Origin of the sequence: Streptomyces herbicida, from assembly GCF_032656585.1 — a bacterium.
Classification (GTDB): domain Bacteria; phylum Actinomycetota; class Actinomycetes; order Streptomycetales; family Streptomycetaceae; genus Streptomyces; species Streptomyces herbicida.
Window position 1 is genome coordinate 149,678 of sequence record NZ_JAUYWJ010000011.1, and the last position, 20,978, is coordinate 170,655.

18 protein-coding genes are annotated in these 20,978 nt (G+C 71.4%); 6 read left to right on the top strand and 12 right to left on the bottom strand.

Features of this window, described 5'->3' with window-relative positions:
* Positions 1–79 precede the first annotated feature (79 nt).
* Together Q8A52_RS23635 and Q8A52_RS23640 are read right to left on the bottom strand one after the other, a co-directional pair.
* Positions 80–2,296, bottom strand: a complete 2,217-nt coding sequence (locus Q8A52_RS23635; protein WP_316754887.1) for a helix-hairpin-helix domain-containing protein — start codon at positions 2,294–2,296, stop codon at positions 80–82.
* Positions 2,293–3,276, bottom strand: coding sequence for an aldo/keto reductase (locus Q8A52_RS23640; protein WP_316754889.1), 984 nt, complete (start codon positions 3,274–3,276; stop codon positions 2,293–2,295). Before Q8A52_RS23640 ends, Q8A52_RS23635 begins: the two co-directional genes overlap by 4 nt.
* Positions 3,277–3,483: 207 nt before the next feature.
* On the opposite strand from Q8A52_RS23640, the gene Q8A52_RS23645 reads away from it, so the two are divergent.
* The gene (locus Q8A52_RS23645; RefSeq protein ID WP_316754891.1) at positions 3,484–4,539 is read left to right on the top strand and encodes an LLM class F420-dependent oxidoreductase; all 1,056 of its coding nucleotides are present in this window, start codon (positions 3,484–3,486) and stop codon (positions 4,537–4,539) included.
* 313 nt (positions 4,540–4,852) lie between these two features.
* Positions 4,853–5,641: a ferritin-like domain-containing protein gene (locus Q8A52_RS23650; protein WP_316754892.1), complete on the top strand. Its 789-nt coding sequence runs from the start codon at positions 4,853–4,855 to the stop codon at positions 5,639–5,641.
* A 7-nt stretch (positions 5,642–5,648) separates the two neighbouring features.
* Here Q8A52_RS23650 and corA read toward each other — a convergent pair whose 3' ends face one another.
* Positions 5,649–6,647, bottom strand: a complete 999-nt coding sequence (gene corA, locus Q8A52_RS23655; RefSeq protein WP_316754895.1) for a magnesium/cobalt transporter CorA — start codon at positions 6,645–6,647, stop codon at positions 5,649–5,651.
* A 62-nt stretch (positions 6,648–6,709) separates the two neighbouring features.
* Between corA and Q8A52_RS23660 the strand changes: the two genes are divergently transcribed.
* The 4 genes from Q8A52_RS23660 (at position 6,710) to mshC (ending at position 10,219) form a co-directional block, all read left to right on the top strand.
* A complete protein-coding gene (locus Q8A52_RS23660) occupies positions 6,710–7,396 on the top strand; it encodes a histidine phosphatase family protein (protein WP_316754897.1) in 687 nt (228 codons plus the stop codon).
* A gap of 117 nt (positions 7,397–7,513) precedes the next feature.
* Positions 7,514–8,104 (top strand): DUF3090 domain-containing protein, encoded by a 591-nt coding sequence (locus Q8A52_RS23665; RefSeq protein WP_316754899.1) that lies wholly within the window; start codon positions 7,514–7,516, stop codon positions 8,102–8,104.
* Complete coding sequence (locus tag Q8A52_RS23670) at positions 8,068–8,886, top strand: SCO1664 family protein (RefSeq protein WP_316754901.1); 819 nt, start codon at positions 8,068–8,070, stop codon at positions 8,884–8,886. Before Q8A52_RS23665 ends, Q8A52_RS23670 begins: the two co-directional genes overlap by 37 nt.
* Before the next feature lie 103 nt (positions 8,887–8,989).
* The gene (gene mshC, locus Q8A52_RS23675) at positions 8,990–10,219 is read left to right on the top strand and encodes a cysteine--1-D-myo-inosityl 2-amino-2-deoxy-alpha-D-glucopyranoside ligase (RefSeq protein WP_316754903.1); all 1,230 of its coding nucleotides are present in this window, start codon (positions 8,990–8,992) and stop codon (positions 10,217–10,219) included.
* Positions 10,220–10,296: 77 nt separating this feature from the next.
* On the opposite strand, the gene Q8A52_RS23680 is transcribed toward mshC, so the two are convergent.
* The 9 genes from Q8A52_RS23680 to Q8A52_RS23720 form a co-directional block, all read right to left on the bottom strand.
* Positions 10,297–10,776, bottom strand: a complete 480-nt coding sequence (locus tag Q8A52_RS23680; protein WP_316754905.1) for a hypothetical protein — start codon at positions 10,774–10,776, stop codon at positions 10,297–10,299.
* 76 nt (positions 10,777–10,852) lie between these two features.
* Entirely contained in the window at positions 10,853–12,565 is a 1,713-nt protein-coding gene (locus tag Q8A52_RS23685) for a S8 family peptidase (RefSeq protein WP_316754907.1), read from the bottom strand.
* 334 nt (positions 12,566–12,899) lie between these two features.
* Positions 12,900–13,883: a PAC2 family protein gene (locus tag Q8A52_RS23690; protein WP_316754909.1), complete on the bottom strand. Its 984-nt coding sequence runs from the start codon at positions 13,881–13,883 to the stop codon at positions 12,900–12,902.
* A gap of 188 nt (positions 13,884–14,071) precedes the next feature.
* A complete protein-coding gene (locus tag Q8A52_RS23695; protein WP_316754911.1) occupies positions 14,072–14,743 on the bottom strand; it encodes a FadR/GntR family transcriptional regulator in 672 nt (223 codons plus the stop codon).
* Positions 14,744–14,777: 34 nt separating this feature from the next.
* On the bottom strand, positions 14,778–15,521 hold the full coding sequence (locus tag Q8A52_RS23700) for a hypothetical protein (RefSeq protein ID WP_316754912.1): 744 nt from the start codon (positions 15,519–15,521) through the stop codon (positions 14,778–14,780).
* Positions 15,522–15,698: 177 nt separating this feature from the next.
* Positions 15,699–17,315: a glycerol-3-phosphate dehydrogenase/oxidase gene (locus tag Q8A52_RS23705; protein WP_316754914.1), complete on the bottom strand. Its 1,617-nt coding sequence runs from the start codon at positions 17,313–17,315 to the stop codon at positions 15,699–15,701.
* A 47-nt stretch (positions 17,316–17,362) separates the two neighbouring features.
* Positions 17,363–18,901 carry a glycerol kinase GlpK gene (glpK, locus tag Q8A52_RS23710; RefSeq protein WP_316754916.1) on the bottom strand — a complete coding sequence of 513 codons (1,539 nt, stop codon included), beginning with the start codon at positions 18,899–18,901 and terminating at the stop codon, positions 17,363–17,365.
* 90 nt (positions 18,902–18,991) lie between these two features.
* Positions 18,992–19,786: an MIP/aquaporin family protein gene (locus Q8A52_RS23715; protein WP_316754918.1), complete on the bottom strand. Its 795-nt coding sequence runs from the start codon at positions 19,784–19,786 to the stop codon at positions 18,992–18,994.
* A gap of 356 nt (positions 19,787–20,142) precedes the next feature.
* Complete coding sequence (locus Q8A52_RS23720) at positions 20,143–20,907, bottom strand: IclR family transcriptional regulator (protein WP_316754920.1); 765 nt, start codon at positions 20,905–20,907, stop codon at positions 20,143–20,145.
* Positions 20,908–20,978: the final 71 nt, after the last annotated feature.

A 20,978-nucleotide genomic window follows, 5' to 3' on the forward strand; every position in this document is an offset into this window, starting at 1 on the left:
TGCGTCACCCATCGTGGATCGCCGGTGCACGGGGCGCTGCCGGACCGGCGCCGAGGCCGGTCCGGCACCGCCGGAGCGCTCAACCGGACGCCGGGACCTGGGCCTTCAGCAGGGCCGGCAGCCGCGTCGTGCGCGGCTTGGCCGGGGTCTCGGCGACCGCCCTGGGCAGCGCCTGCTCCACACCGTGGACCACGGACAGATGGCGGGCCGCCCGGCTGAACGCGGTGTACACCCAAGGCCGGCTCAGGGACTGCGCGGCATCGCCGGGCAGCACCACGACCACCGCAGGCCAGCGGCCGCCCACGGCCTGGTGCGCGGTCAGCGCCCACCCGTGGCGCACGGACTGCTCCACCCGTTCTTTCGGTACGACCACGGGGGCGCCCGCGCACGACAGGTGCAGCCCGTCGGCGTCGGCCTTCACCACCACGCCCGGCAGGGTGCGCCCTGGCGCGGGGGAGTAGGCGATCCGGTCACCCGGGTCGAAGCCGCCGAAACGGCCCGGGCCCGGGTTGAGCCGCTCCTTGAGCGCCGTGTTGAGCGCACGGGAGCCCGCGGCTCCGCCGTGCCCCGGGGTGATCACCACCGTCTGCTCGGCCGGTACGCCGATGGCCCGCGGCACGGAGTCCGCCACCAGCTGCACGGTCCGGTGCACCGCCTCGCCCGCGTCCCGCACCGGCACGATGACGATCTCCTTGCCGGGCGCCTCGACCTGGCTGAGCTCGCCGATGCCGATGCCGGAGACCAGCTCGCCGAGGGGACCGGGATCGGGCACGCGCGAGGCGACCTGCGGGCACACCCGCCCCGCCAGCAGGTCCGCGAACACCCGCCCGGGCCCGGCCGACCAGAGCACGGCGGGATCACCGGCCAGCACCAGCCGGGCACCGTCCGCCAGCGACTCGACGAGCAGGGCCGCCGTCTCCACGTCCAACTGGGGCGCGTCGAGCACGATCAGCAGGTCGAGGTCGAACGCACCGTCCGCGTCCCGCCCCGGGCCCTCGGCGCCGGACAGCAGCCCGGCCACGGTGGCCGTCGCGCCACCGGACGGTCCGTCCTGCTCGCCGAACCCGGCCGCCAGGGCCGTGAACTCGTCCCGGCCGCTGTCGGTGTGCGTCACCGCCCAGGCGCGCTGCCCGAGACCGGGCGCCTCGTGCAGCAGGCGCGCCGGGTCGGCGAGGGACGCGTGTCCACCGGTGTGCAGCACCAGGCCGTGCGCCGCGACCGCCCGGATCAGCTCGCCCGCGGAGCCCCCGGCACCGGCGGCGGCCCGCTCCCAGGCCTCGCCCGGACCGTCCTCCTTGGGCACGGAGTTGAGCAGGCGGGCCAGGCCGTCGGCGAGGCTCTCCTCGGCGAGCGCGTACCGCTCCAGGCCGACCAGGACACGGACGGGACGCTCCTCGCCGCCCTCCTCCTCGTCCTCCCGGGGTTCCGGCCGGACCGGGGCTCCCGGCTCGTCCAGGGCGTCCTGGAAGACCAGGGCCTCGCCCTCCGAGAGGGAGCTCTGCACGGCAGCGTCGGGATCCGGCACGTTCCACTGGGCCAGCGCGGCGGTGAGCACGGGCAGCTCCAGGGCGGTGTGCCCGGCCAGGGCCGCCTGCTCCAGCAGCCGGCCGGTCAGCGCCCGGCCGCGCCGCTCGTCGTCCGGGCCGCACTCCGCGCCGAGCAGCGCCCGCGCGAACCCGTCGGCCTGCTCCGGCCGCACACCGGCGATCTTCAGGAGCTGCCACGGGTCCTCCCGCAGCTGTGCGTCCGCACCTTCGCCGAGGGCCGTCGCGACCTGGGGTGCGAGGGAGTCGGGCGCGCCACCCTCGGTCAGCACACTGCGTACGGCGTCGACGGCTTCCGGGGCAGGGGCATGGGCGGGCGCGGTGAGCGCGAAGGCCCGGTCGGCGGCCGGTGCCGCGGGCTGCGGTCGGCGCGCGGGCTCCGGCGACGCCGGTTTGCGCGGGGCGGGTGCCGGTTCGGCGAAGACCGCGGATGCCGGCTTCTCGCCGCCCTCCACCGCCCGCACGGCCGCGAGCAGATCGGCCGCTGTGCCGCTGAGCTTGGCGCCGCCGGCGACCGGCCCCTTCTTCTCCGCCTTGCGCCGCTCGATCCGCTCCCGTTCTACTTTCTGCGCCGCCAGCTCGGCTTCCGCCTCGGACCGGTCGGGCGCGGCGGCGGTCTCCGCCTGATCCGGCCGGGCCTCCTGCCCGGCATCCGGGGCCGTCGGGTCGGCGGCGGTGCCGCTCTCCGCGGCGTCCGGAACGTCCGGGGGCCCCGGCTCGGCTTCCTCCGTGGTCTCCGGCTCCGTGCTCACAGCGTGCTCCAGTCGTGATCGGGATAGCGGTGCAGGGGCGCCGACACGTCGTCCAGCGCCCGGCAGATCTCGTCAGGAAGACTAAGGGCCTCCACTGACAATGCCGCGGTGAGCTGCTGTGCGTTGCGCGCGCCGATGATCGGGGCGGCTACGCCGGGCCGGTCGCGGACCCATGCGAGGGCCACCTGGAGCGGGGTCACCGCCAGCCCGTCCGCCGCCGTCGTCACCGCGTCCACGATGCGGGTCGCCGCGTCGTCGAGATACGGCGCCACGAAGGGCGCCAGATGCTCCGAGGCGCCGCGCGAGTCCGGGGGGGTGGCGTGGCGGTACTTGCCGGTGAGCACGCCGCGGCCGAGCGGCGAGGAGGGCAGCAGACCGACGCCCAGGTCGAGGGCGGCGGGCAGCACCTCGCGTTCCACGCCGCGCTGGAGCAGCGAGTACTCCATCTGCGAGCTGGCCAGCCGGGTGCGCGTGCCCGGGGCCGCGAGCTGCCACGTCGCCGCCTTGGCGAGCTGCCAGCCGCAGAAGTTGGAGACTCCGGCATAGCGGGCACGGCCGCTGCTCACCGCGAGGTCGAGGGCCTGCAGGGTCTCCTCCAGCGGGGTGTCCGGGTCGAAGGCGTGCACGTGCCAGATGTCGACATGGTCCGTGCCGAGGCGGGCGAGGGAGGCGTCCAGCGCGGCGAGCAGATGACCGCGCGAGCCGTCGAAGCGGCGATCCGGGTCCGGTACGCTCCCGGCCTTCGTCGAGATGACCAGGTCCCGGCGCGGCACGAGCCCTTCTATGAGCCGCCCGAGCAGGTACTCGGCCTCTCCGTCGCCGTACACGTCCGCGGTGTCGACGAGGGTCCCGCCCGCCTCCCAGAACGCCTTCAGCATGTCCGCGGCGTCGTGCTCGTCGGTGTCCCGGCCCCAGGTGAGGGTGCCGAGTCCGATCCGGGACACGCGCAGGCCGGTCCGGCCGAGATGCCTCTGCTCCATGAACGCCGAGATTACTGGCCAGAGGTCATGGATTGCGTTGCCTGTGGACAACCGATTTCCCCGTGCGGACCGCAGCCGGGCCGGCCCCCGCGGCCCACCGGAGGCTGCTTCCCTCCGCCGACGGAAGCAGCACCCTCTGCCGACGGAAGGCCCGCCGCGCTAGTGTCTCCGGCACAGGGACATTACTGATCAGTAAGGGGAGCGGTCATGCAGCTCGGGATCAACCTCGGCTACTGGGGTGCCGGAATGGACGCGGACAACCTCGCCGTGGCCCAGGAGGCGGACCGGCTCGGCTACGCCGTGTGCTGGGCCGCGGAGGCCTATGGATCCGACGCGCCCACGGTGCTCTCGTTCGTCGCCGCGCGGACCGAGCGCATCGACGTGGGCTCCGCCATCATGCAGATCCCGGCCCGCCAGCCCGCGATGACCGCGATGACCGCCGCGACGCTCGACTCGCTCTCCGGGGGACGGTTCCGGCTCGGCCTCGGGGTCTCCGGGCCGCAGGTCTCCGAGGGCTGGTACGGCGTCAAGTTCGACAAGCCGCTGGCGCGGACGCGGGAGTACGTCGAGATCGTACGGAAGGCCATGACGCGGGAGCGGCTGTCGTACGAGGGCGAGCACTGGACCCTGCCGCTGCCCGGCGGCCCGGGCAAGCCGATCAAGCTGACCGTCCATCCGCAGCGCGAGCACATTCCGCTCTACATCGCCGCCATCGGCCCCAAGAACCTCGAGCAGACCGGTGAGATCGCCGACGGCGCGCTGCTGATCTTCCCCGCGGCCGAGCACCTCGAGGAGACCGCCATGAAGTACCTGCGTGCGGGCCGGGAGAAGGCGGGCCTGACCCTCGACGGGTTCGACGTCTGCCCGACCCTCCCGTTGGCCGTCGGCGAGGACAAGGACGTGACCCGGCTCGCCGACACCTTCCGCCCCTACACCGCGCTGTACGTCGGCGGCATGGGCAGCCGCAAGCAGAACTTCTACAACCAGCTCGCCCAGCGCATGGGCTACGAGAAGGAAGCCGCCGAGATCCAGGACAAGTACCTGTCCGGCGACAAGCAGGGCGCCGCGGCCGCCGTACCGCACGAGCTGATCGACCAGACCACGCTGCTCGGCTCCGTGGACCGCATCGCCGACCGCATGAAGGCCTACGCCGAGGCCGGGGTCTCCACCCTCACCCTCGCTCCCGCGGGCTTCACGCTCGACGAGCGGATCGCCTCCCTCCGCGCCGGCAGCGAGGCCGCCGAGCGCGCCGGCCTGGTGTGAAGCGACGGGTGTGAAGCCGACCGGCGTGAAAATGCCATATCGGCGTAAAGTGGAAGTAAAGGGAGCGTAACGCCCGAAGGGGATTTTCAGCGGCCGTGGTGGGGGCTCGGGGGTCTTCCCCGCCACGGCCGTCACGGGGAACAACGCGCCCGGGCCCCGGCGGTTACGCCCCTGGTACGACACCGGTGCTCCTTCTTTCGGCGCACTTGTCCGACGCAGCTGTTGCAACGCCTCCGATGCCGCAATTGACTCGTTCTTTGCGGAACCTGCGGAAATCTGCGGAATCCGCACGTCCTGCGGAGAGGTGCCCACGATGCTTTCGGCCAAGAGTCTGTTCCAGGAGATCCTCGACAACGACGAGTCCTTCCGGCTCTTCTGCTCCATCGCGGCCAGCGGGGAGTCCCAGGGCGGCTGGGAGAACGCGCGGATCGCCGTGCTGGTGCCGCAGACCGAACGCGAGATCGCCCCCAAGATCGCCCGCCACGGCGCGGACGAGGACAAGCACGGGCGGATCTTCAACTCCCTCATGAAGAAGCGCGGACTGCGGCCCGTCCCCGTCCCGCCCGACACGGACTACACCATGCTCCTCGAACGGCACGGCATCGGCCTCGCCCACGAGAAGCTCGCGGCCGACAGGCCGCTGACCGTGCCGGACATCGTCACCTACCTCGCCCACAGCCGGGTCACCGAGCAGCGGGCCTCCGAGCAGATGGAACTGCTGCGCAAGCACTTCGCCGACCACCCGGACATCGGCCGCGCGGTGCGGATGATCTCCCAGGACGAGGACAACCACCTCGCCTACTGCCACGAGGAACTGCTCCGCCTCGCCCGCGCCGGCCACGGCCGCGCCATCCAGCGGACCCTGCGCGAGTGCGCGCTCGCCGAGATCATGATCTACCGGGACGTCAGTCTCGCGGTCATGGCCCACATGGGGCGCATCCTGTGCTGGCCGAGGTCCAGGTCCCTGGTGCTCGCCGCCGGCATCCACGCCGTGTACGCCTGGGAGCGGCTCGCGGGCTGGCGGCGGATGGTGTCCCTGCGGATGCCCGAGCGGCGCAACGCCCTCGGCGGTCCCGCGACCACCGCCGCCGAGTTCGCCTGAAGCCGCGTCACAGCCAGCCGCGCCGCTTGAACAGGCGGTACAGCACGACCTCCAGCGCGATCACCGCGGCGATCACCGTCGGATACGACCACAGCCAGTGCAGCTCGGGCATGTGGTCGAAGTTCATGCCGTAGATCCCCGCGATCATCGTGGGGACCGCGGCCATCGCCGCCCACGCCGAGATCTTCCGCATGTCGTCGTTCTGCCGGACGCTCATCTGCGCCAGGTACGCCGACAGGACGTCCGACACCAGCCGGTCCAGACCCTCCACCGACTCGTTCACGCGGGTGAGGTGGTCGTTGACGTCCCGGAAGAACGGGCGCGCCTTCTCGTGCACGAACGGCACGGCCGCGCCGGAGGGGCCCAGTCCCGCGAGCCTGCCCATGGGCACCGCGAGCGGCACCGTCGCCCGGCGGAACTCCAGGACCTGCCGTTTGAAGGCGTAGATCCGCGACGCCGTGTGCCGTGAGCCGCCGAACGCGGGCGAGAACACCTCGGCCTCCAACTCCTCCAGGTCGGTGCCCAGTTCGGTGGCCACCTCCAGATAGTGGTCCACGATCGCGTCGGCGATCGAGTACAGCACCCCGGTCGTACCGTGCCGCAGCATCTCGTGCTGCTCCTCCAAGTGGCGCCGGATGGTCCCGAGGGGCGAGCCCTCGCCGTGGCGCACGGTCACCACGAACGAGTCGCCGAGGAAGAGCATCAGCTCGCCGGAGGTCACCCGGTCGCTCTTCGGCTCGTACGTCACCGGCTTCAGCACCACGAACAGCGAGTCGTCGTACACCTCCAGCTTGGGCCGCTGGTGTGCCTTCAGGGCGTCCTCCACGGCCAGCGGATGGAGCCCGAACGCCTCGGTGACCAGGTCGAACTCCTTCTCCGTCGGCTCGTACAGGCCGATCCAGAGGAAGCTGTCACCACGGGCACGTGCCTCCGCGAGGGCGTCGGAGAAGTCGTCGGGACCCTCCATACGGTGCCCGTCGCGATAGATGGCGCAGTCGACGATCACGGAGCGTATTCTCCCCTCGTCCGCCCGTCTGCGCACTCCGGTGTGCGCCTACCCTGGGCCGCATGCCCACCCTGATCCTCGTAAGGCACGGACGATCCACCGCCAACACCGCGGGCGTGCTCGCCGGCTGGACGCCGGGTGTCGCCCTCGACGAGCGAGGGGCCGCCCAGGCTTCGGCGCTGCCCGGGCGGCTGGCCGAACTGCCGGTCGCCGAGGTCGTCACCAGCCCGCTGCAGCGCTGCCAGGAGACGATCCAGCCCCTCCTCGACGCCCGGCCCGGACTGCGCGCGCACACCGACGAGCGGATCGGGGAGTGCCACTACGGCGACTGGTCCGGCCGCAAGCTCGCCGAGCTCAAGGACGAGCCGCTGATGCAGGTGGTGCAGGCCCACCCGTCGGCGGCCGCGTTCCCCGGCGGGGAGTCCATGCGGGCGATGCAGACCCGCGCCGCAGAGGCCGTACGCGAGTGGAACGCGCGCGTGGAGCGCGAGCACGGCGCCGACGCCGTGTACCTCATGTGCTCGCACGGCGACATCATCAAGTCCCTCGTCGCGGACGCCCTCGGACTTCATCTCGACCTCTTCCAGCGGATCTCCGTCGAACCGTGTTCCATCACCGCGATCCGCTACACCCGCCTCAGGCCCTTTGTCGTTCGTCTCGGCGACACCGGGGATTTCGCCTCCCTTGCCCCGCGCGAGGAACCCCCGGGAGAAGACGCACCGGTCGGGGGTGGTGCGGGCGCACCGTGATCGTCGGCCGCAGTAGGGTGAAGCGATCCACTCATCCGCGTTCGCGCACGAACCTCCGCGCAACCCCGATTTCCGCACTCTCGATTCACGCACTCTCGATTTCAATGGAGACAGGACGTGTCCCGTCAGGTGTTCCTCTACGACCCGCCGGACCGCTTCGTGGCCGGCACGGTCGGACTGCCCGGGCGCCGTACGTTCTTCCTCCAGGCCACCGCCGGCCCCCGGGTGACCAGCGTGGTCCTGGAGAAGACCCAGGTCGCCGCGCTCGCCGAGCGCATGGACGAGCTGCTCGACGAGGTCGTACGCCGTAGCGGCGGCAACGCTGCCGTCCCCGCCATGGTGCCCACGGAGATCTCCGACTCGGCTCCGCTGGACACCCCCATCGAGGAGGAGTTCCGCGTCGGCACCATGGCCCTGGCCTGGGACGGCGAGGAGCAGCGCATGATCGTCGAGGCCCAGGCGCTCGTCGAGCTGGACGCCGACACCGACGAGGACCTCGCGGAGGCCGAGGAGCGGCTGCTCCAGGACGAGGAGAACGGGCCCCCGATGCTGCGGGTCCGGCTCACCGGCGCGCAGGCCAGGGCCTTCGCCAAGCGCGCCCTCGACGTCGTCAACGCCGGGCGGCCGCCGTGTCCGCTGTGCAGCCTCCCGCTCGATCCGGAAGGACACGTATGTCCGCGCCAGAACGGATACCGCCGCGGAGCGTGACCGTCGCCGAACTGCTCACCCGCGGTGAGCTGAAGGTGCGCGGCCGCATCCGCGAGGCGTCCAACGCGACGCTGTTCTGCACGGTCGCGTTCGACGGGCGGGAAGCTTCCTGCGTGTACAAGCCGATCGCCGGGGAACGTCCGCTCTGGGACTTCCCCGACGGCACCCTGGCCGAGCGCGAGGTGGCCGCCTACGAGGTCTCCGAGGCGACCGGCTGGGGTCTCGTGCCGCCCACCGTGCTGCGCGACGGGCCGTACGGCGAGGGCATGTGCCAGCTGTGGATCGACGCGGCCCCCGAGGCCGAACTGCTGGCCCTGGTGGACCGCGAGGAGCCGGGGCCGGGCTGGAAGGCGATCGGCTTTGCCGAGGTGGGTGAGGGCCGGACCGCGCTGCTGGTGCACGCCGACGACGAGCGGCTGCGCCGGCTCGCCGTCCTGGACGCGGTGATCAACAACGCCGACCGTAAGGGCGGCCATCTGCTGCCCACCGCCGACGGAGAGCTGTACGGCATCGACCACGGTGTCACCTTCAACGCCGAGAACAAGCTGCGGACCCTGCTGTGGGGCTGGGCCGGGGAGCCGCTCACCCCCGAGGCGGTCGGCGTCCTGAAGGGCCTCGCGGACGCCCTGGGCGACGGCGGCGCGCTCGGGGTGCGGCTGGCCGGGCTGATCACCGGCGCGGAGCTGGAGGCCACACGCGCGCGTGTCGGCGCGCTGCTCACGTCCGGGACGCATCCCGAGCCGAGCGGGGAGTGGCCGGCGATCCCCTGGCCACCCGTGTAGTACCGGGAAGGCACACCGGGCGCAGGATCGCAAGATCGCCTTTCCGGCCATCCGGCCTGGTCCGGTTCGTATACCGAACTTCTGGCCGGTTAGGCTCATGTACATGCATGCCTGGCCCGCTTCCGAGGTCCCCGCCCTGCCTGGTCAGGGCCGCGACCTGAGGATCCACGACACCGCGACCGGCGGTCCGGTCACCCTTGACCCCGGTCCCGTCGCCCGTATCTACGTCTGCGGCATCACCCCGTACGACGCGACCCACCTGGGTCACGCGGCGACCTACAACGCGTTCGACCTGGTTCAGCGCGTGTGGCTCGACACCAAGCGGCAGGTTCACTACGTCCAGAACGTGACGGACGTCGACGATCCGCTGCTGGAGCGCGCGGAGCGGGACGGCCTCGACTGGGTCGCCCTCGCCGAGAAGGAGACGGCCCTGTTCCGCGAGGACATGACCGCTCTGCGGATGCTCCCGCCGCGGCACTACATAGGCGCCGTCGAGGCGATACCCGGCATCGTCCCGCTCGTGGAGCGGCTGCGCGACCTCGGCGCGGCCTATGAACTCGAGGGCGACATCTACTTCTCCGTCGAGTCCGACCCGCACTTCGGCGAGGTCTCGAACCTCGACGCCGCGGCCATGCGGCTGCTGTCCGCCGAGCGCGGCGGCGACCCGGACCGTCCGGGCAAGAAGAACCCGCTCGACCCGATGCTGTGGATGGCCGCCCGCGAGGGCGAGCCCAGCTGGGACGGCGGCTCGCTCGGCCGGGGCCGCCCCGGCTGGCACATCGAGTGCGTCGCCATCGCCCTGGACCACCTCGACATGGGCTTCGACGTCCAGGGCGGCGGCTCCGACCTGGCCTTCCCGCACCACGAGATGGGCGCCTCACATGCCCAGGTGCTGACCGGCGAGTTCCCCATGGCCAAGGCGTACGTCCACGCCGGCATGGTCGCCCTGCACGGCGAGAAGATGTCCAAGTCCAAGGGCAACCTCGTCTTCGTCTCGCAGCTGCGCCGCGACGGCGTCGACCCCGGCGCCATCCGGCTCGCCCTCCTCGCCCACCACTACCGGGCCGACTGGGAGTGGACCGACCAGGGGCTGGCGGACGCGGTGGCCCGGCTCGGCCGCTGGCGCGCCGCGGTCTCCTGGCCCGACGGCCCGTCCGCCGAGGCCCTCGTCGAGGAGATCCGCGAGGCCCTCGCGAACGACCTGGACGCTCCCGCCGCGCTGGCCGCCGTGGACCGGTGGGTGACGCTGCAGGACGAGCAGGGCGGTACGGACACCGGCGCCCCCGGCGTCGTGTCGCGTGCCGTGGACGCCCTGCTGGGCGTGGCGCTCTGACAAGCCGGAAGGGGCGCTTCCTCCGCGGAGGAAGCGCCCCTTCGTCTATGCGTGGGTCAGGGCCGGCCGCGCACGGGTCAGAGCTTCTGCACCCGCACGCTGCGCAGGATCGCCGGTGACGTGCCGTCCCAGACGCCGATCACCTGGTGGCCGCGGGCGAACGCCTCCTGGATCTCCCGGTGGGCCTGCTGGGTCGGGTTGTTGAGGACCCGGAAGCCGTCCTGGAAGCGGAGGAATATCTGCTGCGGCTGACCGGGCAGCGGCTGCACGATGTCGATGAAGCCGTTGGCGATGCCGGCCTGCAGCACCTGCGCCGAGACCTGCTGGATCGCGGCCTGCGTCACCTGCTGGAGCTGCTGCTGCACCTGCTGCTCGCCGGGTGCCTGCTGCTGCCCGAGCTGCTGCATCAGCTGGTGGTACGGCTGCTGCTGCCCGAGCTGCTGGAGCTGCTCCAGCGAACTGCCCGGCCCGTACGTGCCCATGCCGTACGGCTGCTGCTGGGGCGAGGTGGTCGGGAACTGCTGTCCCATGGGGCTCATCTGCGGGGTGGTGCTCATGTGGTGTCACCTTCCCTTGATGGACTCTTGCCTTGATGGACTCTTGCCTTGCTGGACTCTTGCTCGGTGATGAACGTCAGCCCGTCACGACCAGGCCGACGATCTCGTCGTCCGCGAACCACACGCGGACATCGGGCCGCCCTCCCGCGAAGGCGGTGTGCACCGCCTGGCGGATCTCGGGGGACGGACGATTCAGGTTCCGCCAGGAGCCGGCCACGAACAGCCGGAGCCGGGGCGGGAGTTCACGGGGGTACGGGAGCAGCTCGTCCCAGTACCGCTCCGCCCGGCCGGAGCCGACCGCCTGCGGCAGCAGATGCGTGACCGCCGCCCTGATGTCGGGCCGGGCGCCGATCCGCTGGGAGGCGGGCCGGCCCGGTGCGTCCTGCTGCGCGGAACCGGTGGCCCGGAGCACTTCGCGGGCGCGCTCCGGGGACATCGGGGGCTGGGCGGCCGCCTTGAGCATGCCCTGCAGCGCGGCCAGCGCGCCAGCCACCACCGGAGTGGCCGAGGAGGTCCCGGAGAACGTGTCCGTGTACCAGGCGATCTCCTCGGGCCCGCCCTGGAGGTCACCGGGCCGGTCCCAGAAGCCACCGGTGGTCGTGACCTCGTGGCCCCAGCCCTGGGCGTCCACCCGGGCGCCGTAGTTGGAGAACGCCAGCCGCGAACGGTCCGGCCCGTGGTCGCGGCCGTGGGTGCCGGGAGGCGGGGCACCCGCGCCCACCAGGACGGCGCCGGAGGACGGGTTGGCCGAGTTGAACGGGTTGCGCCACCAGGACGGGAAGCCGTCGGGACGCCGCTCGTACACCGCGTCGTCGAGGGACTCGCCGCCGTTCCCGGCGGCCGCCACGACCACGACGCCCCGGGAGGCGGCGTACCGTACGGCCGCGTAGTCGTCCGGCCACCACTCCAGCGGGATGTAACCACGCTGGTCGTCGCGGTCGGTGTACTCGAACCGCGGTCCCGGGCGGTGCAGTTCGACCAGCAGGAGGTCACCGGGGCCGAGCCGGTCGGCGGCCGCGTGGATCGCCGCGGCCGTGCCGCTGCCCTGGAACGACGCGGCCGCGGTCACCGCGTCCGGCACGATCCCGGTGATGCCGTACTCGGTGCGGTCCCCGCCGAGCACCCCGAGCACGGCGGTGCCGTGATTGCGCCAGGCCGGGTCGGTCAGCGGGGTGCCGACGACCACTCCGGCCAGCTTGGCGGCCAGGTCCTCGTGCCCCAGCTGCCAGGCTCCCTCGACATCGATCACCGTCACGCCCTGGCCGGTGCCACCGGGCCGCTGCCAGGCCCAGTGCGCGTCGACCCCCTCCGGCGCCGGTCGCAGATACCCCTGACGGCCGCTGAAATCAGGGGTGACCGGGGCGCCTTCCTTCAGCCGCCGGTCGTCGTCCGAGACGGTCGCCGGTGCGGCGCCCGGCTTGACGTACGCCGTGTCGATACCCGGCAGCGCGGCCATCCGGGCCCGCAGCTCCTGCGCCCGGCTCTCCCCGCCGCGCACCCGGTAGAACAGCGCGAGGTCGGGCACGCCCTCGGCGCCGGACTGCCGCACACGCTCCTCACTGCCGAACAGCGGCTCCAGGAGCAGCTGTTCGTCGCCGAGGAACATGGCCAGGGCCGACAGGTCCGCGCCCGCCGCCGAGCGGACCCCGTCGGCCCCGGCACGCAGCCTGGCCTCGGGACGCGCGACGACGATCAGTTCCTGCTCGGTTCCTCGATAGGTGAACCCCGCTCCGTCGGGCCCCGGCCCGGACGTCCCCGGGCCCTGCGCCGGCACTGTCTGGTCGGTCATCGGTACCGCTCCCTTCGGTCCGTGTGGGCCGCCACGAAGAGACAACCAAGCACTCCTGCGGCGCGTCGTCCAGACGGGTTTCGGCAACTCGGTTTGGAAAGAAGTTGAATTGGGTAACGGGTGCAATCCGTCCTGAAACAGATTTGACGCCCTCATCCGACCGGATGCTGTCGAGGCGTGGTCGATCGTCTGTGGTGTCCCGTGGCGCCCGGGACCTGTGTGGTGCAGGGCTCTGTACGGCGTCGCTCGTCAACGGCGACGCCCGGCACCCCGACCGTGACCGCCCGTCGGCGCATGACGAAGGGGCGGTACGCGCGTCGCGTACCGCCCCTGCTCAGTCCTCGGAGGTGTCCTCGTCGTCGGTCCCGGAGGTGTCGGGCTTCGGCGGCTTCGGGGGACGGCTGCGGCCACTGGGGTTGTCCCGCAGATACGACGTGCTGTCGCTGCCGTCCGCCGTGGCGTGCCCGCCCGGCGGGCTGACGTCCCTGCGTCGCAGATAGCGTTCGAACTCGCGGGCGATCGCCTCGCCCGACGCCTCCGGCAGCTCGGCGGTGTCCCGGGCCTCCTCCAGCGTCTGGACGTACTCGGCGACCTCGCTGTCCTCGGCGGCCAGCTGGTCCACGCCCACCTGCCAGGCCCGTGCGTCCTCGGGCAGCTCGCCCAGCGGAATGCGCAGGTCGAGCAGGTCCTCCAGCCGGTTGAGCAGGGCCATCGTCGCCTTCGGGTTGGGCGGCTGCGACACATAGTGCGGGACGGCCGCCCACAGCGACACCGCCGGGACGCCCGCGTGCGTGCACGCCTCCTGGAGGACACCGACGATGCCCGTGGGGCCCTCGTACTTGGTCTCCTCCAGGTCCATGCGCTGGGCCAGATCCGAGTCGGACGTGACCCCGCTGACCGGGACCGGACGAGTGTGCGGGGTGTCACCGAGCAGGGCGCCCAGGACGACCACCAGCTCCACGCCCAGCTCGTGCGCGAAGCCGAGCAGCTCGTTGCAGAACGAGCGCCAGCGCATGGACGGTTCGATGCCGCGGACCAGCACCAGGTCGCGCGGCTTCTCGCCGCCGACCCGGACCACCGACAACCTTGTCGTCGGCCATGTGATCTTGCGGACGCCCGCATCCATCCACACCGTGGGGCGGTTCACCTGGAAGTCGTAGTAGTCCTCGGCGTCCAGCGCCGCGAACACCTCGCCCTTCCACTCGCGCTCCAGATGCGCGACCGCGGTGGAGGCGGCGTCGCCGGCATCGTTCCAGCCCTCGAACGCGGCCACCATGACTGGGTCGATCAGCTCGGGAACTCCCTCCAGCTCGATCACCCAGCGCCTCCTTCCGACGTGCCCTCGCGTACATCCCAACCTTACGGCGTCCGGCGGGGGCGCCCGCAGCCCCCTTGCACGGGGGAGTGAACGGATCACTGCCCCGTTCGCCACCCTCGAACACCCCTGGGCGAAGGGCAGCCCCACCGGTTTTCCACAGGGGGTTCAGGCCAGTTCCCGCCGGGGATTCACAGAGAGCTGCGCAGCCACTGCTCCACGCTCGCGATGTGCACGGTCGCCCATGAGCGCGCCGCCTCCGCGTCCCGGTCGCGCAGCGCGGCCAGGATCGCCCGGTGCTCGCGCAGCGTGCGCCCGACCGCGTCCTCCTGGGTCAGCCCGCGCCAGATCCGGGCCCGGGTGGTGGGCCCGGACAGACCGTCGAGCAGCGAGCACAGCACCGAGTTCCCGGCGCTCTGCACGATCCCCCGGTGGAACTCCAGGTCGCAGGCGACCAGCTCCTCCACCGAGGGCGCGGCGCCGAGCGCGTCCAACTGGGTGGCGAGCGCGTCCAGTTGCTGCTCGCTGATCCGGGAGGCCGCCATCGCGGTCGCGGCCGGCTCCAGGATGCGGCGCACGGCGAGGAACTCCAGCACCGTGTCGTCGCGGTGGAAGTCGACGACGAAGCTCATCGCCTCCAGCAGCAACTGCGGATCCAGACTGGTCACGTACGTGCCGTCGCCCTGCCGCACATCCAGGATCCGGATCAGCGACAGGGCACGCACGGCCTCCCGCAGCGAGTTGCGCGACAGCCCGAGCTCGGCGGCGAGTTCACTCTCCTTGGGCAGCCGGTCGCCGGGGCGCAGCGCACCGGAGACGATCATGTCCTTGATCTTCTCGATCGCCTCATCGGTGACTGCCATGGCGGGCCTCCCTGTCGCTCAGACATCCGATGACTCAGCACATTATGGGGCACCCGCACAGGGCCCCTCGGACAGCGGTCGGCCTGCCCGGCCCAGCGCGCGCCTCACGTGGTCTCGCCACCTCGGCCACGGCGGGACGAGGCCTGTCCTCGCCCCTTCCGGCGCCCGCCAGATGCGAAAGCAGCCGCAGATGACGGAACTCGAAGCACGCCCCGGACCGCCGCAGCACCCCGCGCCGATACGCGTCCTCCAGGAACCTCATCAGCCGCCACGGCAGCCGGCCCGTCACCGCGAGCCAGACACGGGGGACGGTGAAGCGCCCCCACGCGCTCATCGCAAGTGCCGCCGCACCCACCGGCAGCCACAGCTGCGTGCCGATGTGCACCGGACCGCCCCAGTCGTCGGGCAGCGCCACCACCAGCACACAGACGAGGGTGACCAGCAGGGCGACGACACCACCCCGCGTGAAGGACGCGGTCCGGTCCGTGCGCAGCGAGGAACCCGGGCCCGACGCGCGCATGATGTCCGACGGCACGCTCAGGGCACGGTAGCCACCGCACACACACCCGCCCACCACCCCGATCAGCACCCCGCCGGCCGTGAACGGCGGCAGACAGCGCGCCGGAACGCCCTCGGCCGGGCCCCGGGTCGGCCAGGCGCGGGCCGCCTCCGGCAGCACGGACCGCAGGTTCGCCGCGTATGCCGTGGCGAGCCGGTCCGCGAGCCAGTCGCGCAGGCCGGTCCGCCGGGGGTCCCAGCCCGCCAGCGGAAAGATCACCGGCACCGGTCCGCCGCTGCTGAGGCATGAAGCGGTCGGCACATGAAGCAGTCCGCGTACAAGAAAGAGGGGCGGCTCCATCGGCGTGGAGCCGCCCCTCAGTGTCCCGGCCCCGGTGCGGAGGGGGCCGGTCCGACGGTGCCGACCCGGTCAGGGGAGTCGGCCGGCACCGAACGCCTACTTCTTGTCGAGCAGGTCCTGGACCTTGGCGCGGACGTCGTCCGTGGCCAGGCCGCGGATCGTCAGCGTCGTACGGCGGCGCAGCACGTCGTCCGGCGTCTCGGCCCACTCGTGGTCACGGGCGTAGACGACCTGCGCCCAGATCTCCGGCGCGTCCGGGTGGACGCGCTCGCCCAGCTCCGGGTTCTCGTTGGCGAGACGGGCGATGTCGAAGGCCAGCGAACCGTAGTGCGTGGCCAGGTGCTTGGCGGTGTCGGCGGCCATGCGCGGGCCGGGCGCCGGGTTGTCCACCAGGAGGCGGTGGGCGACGGCACGCGGGTTGGCGACACCGGGCAGCGGCAGCTTCTTCGGCAGCGACGAGATCGGCTCGAAGTCCTCGCCCAGCGGGTGGCCCGGCAGCTCCTCCAGCTTCTGCATCACCGTGCGGCCGATGTGCCGGAAGGTGGTCCACTTGCCGCCCGCGACGGACAGCATGCCGCCCTTGCCCTCGGTCACCACCGTCTCGCGCTTGGCCTTGGCGGTGTCGCCGGGGCCGCCCGGCAGCACGCGCAGACCCGCGAAGGCGTAGGTGATGAGGGACCGGTCGAGCTGCTGGTCGCGGACGGAGAAGGCGGCCTCGTCGAGTATCTGGGCTATGTCCTTCTCGTTGACCGCGACATCGGCCGGGTCGCCCTCGAACTCCTCGTCGGTCGTGCCCAGCAGGAGCATGTCCTCCCAGGGGAGCGCGAAGGTGATGCGGTACTTGTCGATGGGGGTCGCGAGCGCGGCCTTCCACGGCGATGTCCGCTTCAGGACCAGATGCGCGCCCTTCGAGAGGCGGATGGACGGCGCGGCATTCGGGTCCTCCATACGGCGCAGGTGGTCGACCCAGGGGCCGGTCGCGTTCAGCACCAGGCGGGCGTTGACGCCGAACTCGTCGCCGGAGACCCGGTCCCTGAGGTCGGCGCCGGTGACCCGGCCCTGGGTGAAGCGCAGGCCGGTGACCTCGGCGTGGTTCAGGACGACCCCGCCCGCCTCGACGGTCGCGCGGACCGTCATCAGCGCCATGCGCGAGTCGTTCATCTGGTCGTCGCCGTAGACGGCGACGGCCTTGAGGTTCTCGGTGCGCAGCTCCGGCACGTCCTGCGCGGCCTTCGCGGGGCTGAGCAGGTGACCGACACCGTCACCGAAGGCGGAGAGCGCGGAGTAGGCGAAGACGCCCGCTCCGAGCTTCGCGGCGCCGTGCGGCCCGCCCTTGTACACGGGGAGGTAGAAGGTGAGCGGGTTCGCCAGGTGGGGGGCCACCTGGCGGGAGACCGCACGGCGCTCGAAGTGGTTCTCCGCCACCAGCTTCACCGCGCCGGTCTGCAGGTAGCGCAGACCGCCGTGGAGGAGCTTGGAGGAGGCGGAGGAGGTGGCGCCGGCGAAGTCGCCGGCGTCGACCAGAGCCACCCTGAGGCCGGACTGCGCGGCGTGCCAGGCGGTGGAGATGCCCAGGATGCCGCCGCCGATCACGAGAAGGTCGTACGACGCCTTGGAGAGCTGCTCCCTGGTTTCGGCCCGGCTAGGGTTGGAGCCGGAGGCCGGGTGCGTCCCGAGGGCAGGCACGGACTGCAGGGTGGACTGACTGGTCATTTCGGGTTCTTACTCCTAGTCAGAGTTGGCTGGGCGGTCCGGGCCGCTCAGTCCTCGTCCTCGATCCAGCCCATGGTCCGCTCGACGGCCTTGAGCCAGTTCTTGTACTCACGGTCGCGGGTCTCCGCGTCCATGTTGGGGGTCCATTCGGCGGCCCGGCGCCAGTTGGCGCGCAGTTCGTCGGTGCTGGACCAGAAGCCGACGGCGAGGCCGGCGGCGTAGGCGGCGCCGAGGCAGGTGGTCTCGGCGACCATCGGGCGCACCACGGGTGCGTCCAGGACGTCGGCGAGGGTCTGCATCAGCAGATTGTTGGAGGTCATACCGCCGTCGACCTTGAGGGCCACCAGCTCGTCGCCGGAGTCCTTGACCATCGCGTCGGCGATCTCGCGGGTCTGCCAGGCGGTGGCCTCCAGGACGGCACGGGCGAGGTGCGCCTTGGTGACGTACCGGGTCAGGCCGGCGATCACACCGCGGGCGTCGGAGCGCCAGTGCGGGGCGAACAGGCCGGAGAAGGCCGGTACGAAGTAGGCACCGCCGTTGTCCTCGACCGAGAGCGCGAGCGTCTCGATCTCGGCCGCGGTGGAGATCAGGCCCATCTGGTCGCGCATCCACTGCACCAGGGAGCCGGTGACGGCGATCGAGCCCTCCAGGGCGTAGACCGTCGGCTGCTCACCGATCTTGTAGCCGACCGTGGTCAGCAGGCCCGCGTAGGAGTTGATGATCTTGTCACCGGTGTTCATCACCATGAAGGTGCCGGTGCCGTAGGTGGACTTGGTCTCGCCCTCGGAGAAGCAGGTCTGGCCGAACAGGGCCGCCTGCTGGTCGCCGAGCGCGGAGGCGACCGGGATGCCACCGAGCAGCTCGCCGAGCTTGCCGCCGGTGACCTCGCCGTAGACCTCCGCGGAGGAGCGGATCTCGGGCAGGATCTGCAGCGGCACGCCGATCGACTCGGCGATCTTCTCGTCCCACTGCATGGTGTGCAGGTTCATGAGAAGGGTGCGCGAGGCGTTGGTGACGTCGGTGACGTGGTGGCCGCCGTTGACACCGCCGGTCAGGTTCCAGATGACCCAGGTGTCCATGGTGCCGAAGAGGATGTCGCCCGCCTCGGCGCGCTCCCGCAGGCCCTCGACGTTGTCGAGCAGCCAGCGGGCCTTGGGCCCGGAGAAGTACGAGGCCAGCGGGAGGCCGGTCTCGCGGCGGAAGCGGTCCTGGCCGACGTTGCGACCGAGTTCCCGGCACAGGGCGTCGGTGCGGGTGTCCTGCCAGACGAGGGCGTTGTGGACGGGCTCACCGGTGTTCTTGTCCCACAGCACGGTGGTCTCGCGCTGGTTGGTGATGCCGATGGCCTTGATGTCGTCACGGGTGATGCCGGCCTTCTGGATGGCTCCGGCGACGACTTCCTGGACGTTGGTCCAGATTTCATTGGCGTTGTGCTCGACCCAGCCCGGCTTCGGGAAGATCTGCTCGTGCTCCTTCTGGTCGACGGAGACGATGCGGCCGTCCCGGTCGAAGACGATGCAGCGGCTGGAGGTCGTGCCCTGGTCGATGGCCGCGATGAAGGGGCCGGCCGTGTGGGCGTCGGTCACTGTGTGCTCCTGGGAGTTCCGTGGTTACGAGGGCTGTACGTACGACGCGTGCTGTGAAGCTCGGTGCTCGAAGACGAAGCTCGGTGCTCTTTAAGCAAATGCGACGTTGTAGATGCCCGCAGCGATCGCGGCGCCGATCAGGGGACCGACCACCGGGACCCAGGCGTAGCCCCAGTCGGAGCCGCCCTTGTTGGGCAGGGGCAGGAGGGCGTGCACGATACGCGGACCGAGGTCACGGGCCGGGTTGATCGCGTAGCCGGTCGGGCCGCCGAGGGACAGACCGATGCCGACGACCACGAAGGAGGTGATCAGGGCGCCCAGGGTGCCCAGGCCGTTGCCCTTGTCGTTGAGGCCCTGCGTGAGGACCGCGAGGACGAGGACGATCGTTCCGATGATCTCCGTGGCGAGGTTCTGCACCGCGTTCCGGATCTCGGGACCGGTGGAGAAGACACCCAGGACCGGGCCGGCGCCCTTCTCCTGGGCCTCGACGGCCTTGGCCGCCGTGGCCTGCGCACCCGGACCGCCGACGATCTCCTTGTCGGTGAGGTGTGCGCGGAACTGACCGTAGTAGGCGACCCAGACCAGGGTCGCGCCGATCATGGCGCCGAGCAGCTGGCCGCCCCAGTAGGTGGGGAGGTTGCTGTAGTCGTGGTCCTTGATCGCGAGTGCGAGGGTCACGGCCGGGTTGAGGTGGGCACCGGAGAGCGGTGCCGAGGTGTAGACCGCCGTCAGGACGGCGAAACCCCACCCGAAGGTGATGGCGAGCCAACCGGCGTTACGGGCCTTGGAGGCCTTCAGGGTCACGGCGGCGCACACGCCACCGCCGAGCAGGATGAGTATGGCGGTACCGATGGTCTCGCCGATGAAGATGTCGGAGCTGGACACCCGCGACTCCTTTGTCCTTCGTCCAGGGAAGCCGAACCCCGGGTCCCTCCGGGGGTTCTGGCGCCCTCGGGGGTGAGAGCGAAACCGGTCCTTGGCGTTGTCACACTCTAGCGCGTATTGCCGGTAGGTGTTCGACAATGCCGACCGATGGACGGGAGTCTTGCTCCGGCGTTACAGGCGCGTCAAGAGTTCTGTTATCGAAAACCTGATCGTTACTGATCGCGGCGAGTTATCGATCTTCGAGCACCGAACGATGGCATTCGTCCGTTATGTCCATTTCAGGGTATGGCGACAGCCGGAACGCCGCTCAGCGTTCCGGTCTCGTCCTTTTTTCCGGCTCTTTCGTTGTGCGGCGCTCAGAACCGTCCGGCGCCCAGATCCCGCGACACCGCGCGGGCACAGTCCCGTACCGCCGCGATCAGTTCGGGGCGCAGCTCCCCGTCCCGGCACAGCCGTTCCACGGCGCCGGTGATGCCGACCGCACCCACGGGCATGCGCCGGCGGTCGTGCACGGGGGCGGCCACCGAGGCCACGCCCTCCCAGGTCTCCTCCACGTCGGCGGCGTAGCCGCGCGCGCGTGTGATGTCCAGGATGTGCTCGAAGTCCTCCAGCTCGCACACCGTGCGATCGGTGAAGGGTTTGCGGTCGGCCTCCAGCGCCTCGCTGTGCGCGACCGGGTCGTACGCCGAGAGCACCTTGCCGAGGGCCGTGGAGTGCAGCGGCTGCATGGCCCCTATCTCCAGGACCTGCCTGCTGTCGTCGGGCCGGAAGACGTGGTGGACGATCAGCACGCCCTGCTGGTGCAGCACACCCAGATAGACGCTCTCCCCGCTGGAGCGGGCCAGGTCGTCCGTCCACACCAGGGCGCGCGCCCGCAACTCGTGGATGTCCAGATAGGTCGTGCCCAGCCGCAGCAGCTCGGCGCCCAGCTGATATCGCCCGGAGGCGTCGTCCTGTTCGACGAAACCCTCCTGTTGGAGGGTGCGCAGGATGCCGTGGGCGGTGCCCTTGGCGAGGCCGAGGGACGAGGCGATGTCCGACAGGCCGAGCCGTCGCTCGCCGCCCCCGAGCAGCCGCAGCATCGCGGCCGCCCGCTCGAGCGACTGGATGTTCCGTGCCATCGCCGTACTGCCTCCGTCCCCTTCGACCGCCGCCGCGCGGTGTCGTTTTACCGTCGTTCGGCAATGCCGAA

Excerpts from the sequence above, each read along its gene's own strand:
- Q8A52_RS23640 (WP_316754889.1), bottom strand. The coding sequence starts at position 3,276 with ATGGAGCAGAGGCATCTCGGCCGGACCGGCCTGCGCGTGTCCCGGATC.
- Q8A52_RS23645 (WP_316754891.1), top strand. The coding sequence starts at position 3,484 with ATGCAGCTCGGGATCAACCTCGGCTACTGGGGTGCCGGAATGGACGCG.
- Q8A52_RS23650 (WP_316754892.1), top strand. The coding sequence starts at position 4,853 with ATGCTTTCGGCCAAGAGTCTGTTCCAGGAGATCCTCGACAACGACGAG.
- Q8A52_RS23660 (WP_316754897.1), top strand. The coding sequence starts at position 6,710 with ATGCCCACCCTGATCCTCGTAAGGCACGGACGATCCACCGCCAACACC.
- Q8A52_RS23670 (WP_316754901.1), top strand. The coding sequence starts at position 8,068 with ATGTCCGCGCCAGAACGGATACCGCCGCGGAGCGTGACCGTCGCCGAA.
- mshC (WP_316754903.1), top strand. The coding sequence starts at position 8,990 with ATGCATGCCTGGCCCGCTTCCGAGGTCCCCGCCCTGCCTGGTCAGGGC.
- Q8A52_RS23680 (WP_316754905.1), bottom strand. The coding sequence starts at position 10,776 with ATGAGCACCACCCCGCAGATGAGCCCCATGGGACAGCAGTTCCCGACC.
- Q8A52_RS23685 (WP_316754907.1), bottom strand. The coding sequence starts at position 12,565 with ATGACCGACCAGACAGTGCCGGCGCAGGGCCCGGGGACGTCCGGGCCG.
- Q8A52_RS23695 (WP_316754911.1), bottom strand. The coding sequence starts at position 14,743 with ATGGCAGTCACCGATGAGGCGATCGAGAAGATCAAGGACATGATCGTC.
- Q8A52_RS23705 (WP_316754914.1), bottom strand. The coding sequence starts at position 17,315 with ATGACCAGTCAGTCCACCCTGCAGTCCGTGCCTGCCCTCGGGACGCAC.
- Q8A52_RS23720 (WP_316754920.1), bottom strand. The coding sequence starts at position 20,907 with ATGGCACGGAACATCCAGTCGCTCGAGCGGGCGGCCGCGATGCTGCGG.